1 protein-coding gene is annotated in these 506 nt (G+C 74.1%); it reads right to left on the reverse strand.

Going from position 1 to position 506, the window contains the following annotated elements; genetic code table 11:
- Positions 1-302: 302 nt before the first annotated feature.
- The coding region (locus ACNFOC_RS55155; protein ID WP_416966414.1) for a hypothetical protein at positions 303-506 on the reverse strand (204 nt) is incomplete at its 5' end.

The raw sequence follows: 506 nt of genomic DNA on the forward strand, positions 1-506 counted from the left end.
GGAATATGCGGGGGCCCGGGGCAAACGCCGCGACGCAGACGCCGGGGAACACGCGAAGCCCCGGGGCAAGTACGGCGGCACAGGCGCCAGGCAATACACGAGGACCCGGGGCAGGTGCGGCAGCACAGGCGCCAGGGAACACACGAGGGCCCGAGGCAAGCGCCGCTTCACGCCCGCCGACAGACGGCCGGATCGCGGGAACGAGCGGCACTTCGCAACCGTCTTCCGCCGGAGGCACTCCCACCGCGAACACCACCTCACGACCACCGACAGACGGCCGGACTCCCTCGGCGAGCGGCGCCTCACGACCGCCGCGCGAGACCACCCCCGTCGCCGGTATCGGCACCCCCCGCATCGGCCTCACCGACCTGGGCACCGCCTGGCAGGAAGCCACGGCGGCGTGCCGCGCGGCCCTCGCGGAACCCCGCTTCGCACCGGTGGCCGAGTGGGCGCACATCGGCCCGTACCGCCTCCTCACCGCACTCTCCCCCGAGTCTCCCCACGAC

Origin of the sequence: Streptomyces colwelliae, from assembly GCF_048158785.1 — a bacterium.
In the GTDB taxonomy this organism is placed as follows: domain Bacteria; phylum Actinomycetota; class Actinomycetes; order Streptomycetales; family Streptomycetaceae; genus Streptomyces.